This is a genomic window from Mycobacterium sp. E802, assembly GCF_001666875.1.
Classification (GTDB): Bacteria; Actinomycetota; Actinomycetes; order Mycobacteriales; family Mycobacteriaceae; genus Mycobacterium.
In genome coordinates this window covers 1-4,484 of sequence record NZ_LZJD01000079.1, presented here as the reverse complement: position 1 = coordinate 4,484, position 4,484 = coordinate 1, and the positions used below count along the sequence as shown (strand labels likewise).

Here is a 4,484-nt window from a genome sequence, read left to right as displayed (position 1 = left end):
ACGTCGAGGTCAAAACCATTCTCGACGCGCTGGCATCCGAGAAATCAAGGCACTAAGGCAAATGACCCAACTCGGGATAACCGAGCGGACGGCCGAACGTGTCGTTCATGCCTGATGACCATGTTGGATGAATGAGTCTGACCACATGCCAAGCTGACAGGCATGACTGACGTACGCGAACAGGGTCTCCGAGTCCTTCAAGAGATGGTGCCGCACCTGTCGGCAGATGTGGTCGAGCCGAATGGCAGCTTCGGTGATGAGCTGATGGGCATCGGCGTCGACAATGTCTTCGGCCGGCTGTGGAGCCGGGAGGGCCTGAGCCGCCGTGACCGCAGCCTGGTCACCATGGGCATCCTCATCGCGCTGCGGGCCACCGACGAGTTCGAGTCCCACGTCAAGATCGGCCTGCGGAATGGCCTGACCGAGGACGAGATCGCCGAGGTCATCTACCACGCCAGCGGCTACGCGGGATTCCCTGCTGCGAACACCGCCCGCAACGTCGCTCGCGAAGCGCTGAGAAAGGCTTAGGCGAGACTGGCACCGCTTCACGGTCCGAGCAGCGCCAGCGGAATCACCGCCACGCCATCTGGACGCCGGTACGCGAACTGTCCGGTGTTCACCACGATCCGCTCCACCAGCCGATCGCCGATCTGACCCTTGAGCCAGTTGAGATGGCGTACGTCCTTGTCGTCGACGCCTGCCGCCAACTTGACTTCGATCGCGATCACTCTCATCCCGGGGCCTTCGACGATCAGATCGATCTCGTGGTCGCCGTTCTGAGTGCGAAGGTGACCCACCGTCGCCTCGGCAGCTTCGGCATATACCCGAACCGACTGAGCAGCAAGGGATTCGAACAGCGCTCCGAGCCACATGCCGGCCGGACCCGGCGCTGTGGTGCCGCCGAGCAGTGCATCGACGTCAACGCCGAACAATGCTGCCGCAAGTGCTGGGTCCACAAGGTGATGTTTGGGGGTCTTCGTCAGCCGCTTGAGCGGCGTAAAGGACGGTATCCATGGACTGATCGGGTCAAGGATGAACAGCCGTTGCAGATGTTCACGGTATTGCGCGACGGTTTGCCTGGCAGGCTTGTCAGACTCGCCTGGCGTCGCGGAGTCGCGGATTACGCTGTATGCCGCATCCGTCGACGTCGCCGCCCCGTACGCGGCGAGCCAGGCCCGCAGCGCAGCTGGCTGCCGCACCGCCATCCCGTTCTCGGGGAGCTCGCGCTCGACGATTCGGCTCAAGTATCCGTTGAGCTGTGCACGCCGGACGCGCAGAGGTAGATCCCGAATCCCCGGGAAACCGGAGCGGACGACTTCTTCGGCGTAGTCGGGCAAGGCGACGTCGGTCTGTCCTTCAATGCGCGACTCGCTGCCGCCCAGAAGCGCACGCAGTGACACCGTCGGACTGGTCAGCCCGCGCTCGGCGAGGGACATCGGCCGCATGATCACACTGAGGATGCGACCAGCGCCGGAATGGAGCCTCGCGCCTGCGGCTACCTGCGCCGATCCGGTCAACAGAAACCGTCCGCCCTCCGCCGACTGATCGACACCACGGCGGACTCGGTCCCATATCGGTGGGAGTAACTGCCATTCGTCGATGAGAACTGGCGGAGTCAGCCGATCGACCAGCCCGAGGTCAGCCGCGAGTGCCGATCGCTGCGCACCGTCGTCCAGACTCAACGTGGAAGTGGCGCGCTGGGCTGCGGTCGCCGTCTTGCCCACTCCTTTGGCGCCCTCGAGAGCGATGGCGGCGGTGTACGGGAACAGGTCATCAAGTACCTGGTCAACGACCCTCTGTAGATATCCCACGCCGCGAATCTAACAAATTACAGGCTTTCTATATAACAGATCGCAGCATTTCTATCTAACAGATCGCATAGGTCGACGTAGCTACCTGGTACTCAAAGATCGCAACTGTCGGCAGATGTGGCCGAGCCGAACGGCAGCTTCGACGACGAGCTGATAGGTATCGATGTCGACAATATCTTCGGCCGGCTGTGGAGCCGGGAGGGCCCGCGCCTACGCGGAATTCCCTAAGGAGTAGAAGACGCGGCTGCCACGCCCCAACAGCCAGACCTTCGCGTTGACTTTGAGCTGACGCCGCAGTTGTGCGAGTAGCGGTGTGCGTGGATTCAAAGTCAACGGGTCGGTCGACAACAAGGTGGAGCCACCCAGGGGAATCGAACCCCTGACCTATTCATTACGAGTGAATTGCTCTACCGACTGAGCTAGGGTGGCGTGCCTGGCGAACCGGGCGGCACGAGTCTACGGCAGGCCCCGGCCCAGTCCCAACTCACCCACGCAACGCCTGCCCGACGGTGGCCACCATGGCGTCGACCGCGAACTTCGGCTTGACGTTGATGGACAGCGCCTCGCGGCATTCCAGCACGGCCTCGATGCAGCGCAGCAGCCGGTCCGGTGGCACGTGCTCGGCCATGGCCGCCACTTTCTCGGCCATATCCGGGTGGTTGGCCGTCACCGACGAAGCCCCCGAGGAGACCAGCAGGGCGTCGCGAAAGTAGGTGGCCAGATCGATCAGGGCCCGGTCCAGGGCATCACGGGAGGCGCGCGTCTGCCGGGACTTCTGCCGCTTCTCCAGCTCTTTGAGCGCGCCGACGGTGCCCCGGGTGGTGGCCGCAGTGCCCTTGCCGGTGCCGCCGGCCCCCAGGGCGGTCTTGAGCTCCTCGGTCTCGGTCTCGTTGCGGCCGGCGGTCAAGGCCAGCGCTTCGGCCTCGGCGACGGCCACCATCTCCTCGGCGGCGGCGAAGGCCCGCGCGGGGGTGGCGGCATCGCGAGCCAGCCCCAATGCCCGTTTCCGCCGCTCTCGGGCCTCGGGATCGGTCGCCAGCCGTCGGGCCCGGCCCACGTGCCCACCGCTGACCGAGGCCGCCCACCGCGCGTCCTCAACGGGCAGCCCGTCACCGGAGATCAGCACGTCGGCGATGGCGTCCACCGACGGCGTCGTCAACGCCACGTGCCGGCACCGGGAGCGCAACGTGATCGCGATGTCCTCGGGATCCACCGACGGTGCGCACAGCAGGAACACCGTCGACGGCGGCGGCTCCTCCACCACCTTCAGCAGCGCATTGGCCGCGCCTTCGGTGAGCCGGTCGGCGTCTTCGATCACGACGATCTGCCAACGGCCGGTTCCGGGCCGGCGCGAGGCGATCTGCACGATCTCGCGCATCTCCTTGACCGCGATGGACAATCCCTCGGGCACGATGCGGCGCACGTCGGCGTGGGTGCCGGCCATCGTGGTGGTGCATGCTCGGCACTCGCCGCATCCGGGCACGCCCTCGGACGTGCACTGCAGCGCGGCCGCGAAGCACAGTGCTGCCACAGAGCGCCCCGATCCGGGCGGTCCGGTAATCAGCCAGGCATGCGTCATGGTCCCGGCTGTGGTTCCGCTGTGGGCGGAATCACCACGGGCCGCCAAAGCCGCAGCCACCAGCTCCTGTTCCACCGCCTGCTGGCCCACCAGCCGCGAAAACACCCCGCTCATCGTCCCCAACAGTAGTGGTCAAGCCGACACAACCACGTCACAGCGGCGGTCAACGTCCCCGCGGCCCGATACGGTAAACGGGTGACCACGCAGCCCATCCCCGTCGCGCGAATCGGTGCATTCGCGCGATGGGTGGCGCGTACCCCGTGGCCGGTGTTCACGCTGGGCATGCTGCAGGCCGACATCATCGGCGCCCTGTTCGTCCTGGGCTTCCTGCGCTTCGGCCTGCCGCCGGAGGATCGCATCCAGCTCCAGGACCTTCCGGTGTTCAACCTGGCGATCTTCCTGGGCTACCTGTTCGTGTCGTTCACCGTCGGCGCCTACCTGGCCCTGCGGCTCCTGATCCCGGTGATCCGTTGGCAGCGTCGCGACACCCTGGTGTCGCAGTCCGACCCCCGGATCACCGAGCTGGCCCGGGTGCGGGCGCTGAAGATGCCGTTCTATCGGACCTTGATCAGCGTCACGAACTGGTTCCTCGGCTCGATCGTGTTCATCGTGGCCAGTTGGCCGGTGGCCAGCAAGTCCGCGCCGGTGGTCCTGGTGGCCACCGCGCTCGGCGCCACCGCCACCGCCATCATCGGCTATCTACAGTCCGAGCGGGTGCTGCGCCCGGTCGCGGTGGCCGCGCTGCGCGGCGGGGTGCCGGAGAACTTCCGCGCCCCCGGCGTGATTCTGCGCCAGGTGCTCACCTGGGTGCTCTCGACGGGCGTTCCGGTTTTGGCGATCGTCCTTGCCCTAGTGGCCAGCAAGTTCTCAATCCTGACGGCATCGGCGGACCGGCTCATCACCCCGCTGTTGCTGCTGGCCATCGCCGCGCTGGTGATCGGGCTGTCCAGCACCGTGCTGGTGGCCATGTCGATCGCCGACCCGCTGCGCCAGCTGCGCTGGGCACTCGGTGAGGTACAGCGCGGCAACTACAACGCGCACATGCAGATCTACGACGCCAGTGAGCTGGGCCTGCTGCAGGCCGGGTTCAACGA

4 protein-coding genes and 1 tRNA gene are annotated in these 4,484 nt (G+C 66.0%); 2 read left to right on the top strand and 3 right to left on the bottom strand.

Going from position 1 to position 4,484, the window contains the following annotated elements; all coding sequences use genetic code 11:
• The first annotated feature begins 162 nt into the window (after positions 1 to 162).
• On the top strand, positions 163 to 528 hold the full coding sequence (locus tag A5699_RS11470) for a carboxymuconolactone decarboxylase family protein (RefSeq protein ID WP_067769282.1): 366 nt from the start codon (positions 163 to 165) through the stop codon (positions 526 to 528).
• Positions 529 to 545: 17 nt separating this feature from the next.
• Here A5699_RS11470 and A5699_RS11465 read toward each other — a convergent pair whose 3' ends face one another.
• The 3 genes from A5699_RS11465 to A5699_RS11455 form a co-directional block, all read right to left on the bottom strand.
• A complete protein-coding gene (locus A5699_RS11465) occupies positions 546 to 1,811 on the bottom strand; it encodes an ATP-binding protein (protein WP_067769280.1) in 1,266 nt (421 codons plus the stop codon).
• Between the two features lie 353 nt (positions 1,812 to 2,164).
• Positions 2,165 to 2,240, bottom strand: a tRNA-Thr gene (locus A5699_RS11460).
• A gap of 55 nt (positions 2,241 to 2,295) precedes the next feature.
• Positions 2,296 to 3,504 (bottom strand): DNA polymerase III subunit delta', encoded by a 1,209-nt coding sequence (locus tag A5699_RS11455; protein WP_067769278.1) that lies wholly within the window; start codon positions 3,502 to 3,504, stop codon positions 2,296 to 2,298.
• 81 nt (positions 3,505 to 3,585) lie between these two features.
• Between A5699_RS11455 and A5699_RS11450 the strand changes: the two genes are divergently transcribed.
• On the top strand, positions 3,586 to 4,484 hold an 899-nt coding region (locus A5699_RS11450), incomplete at its 3' end, for a HAMP domain-containing protein (protein ID WP_157561203.1).

Excerpts from the sequence above, each read along its gene's own strand:
- A5699_RS11470 (WP_067769282.1), top strand. The coding sequence starts at position 163 with ATGACTGACGTACGCGAACAGGGTCTCCGAGTCCTTCAAGAGATGGTG.
- A5699_RS11455 (WP_067769278.1), bottom strand. The coding sequence starts at position 3,504 with ATGAGCGGGGTGTTTTCGCGGCTGGTGGGCCAGCAGGCGGTGGAACAG.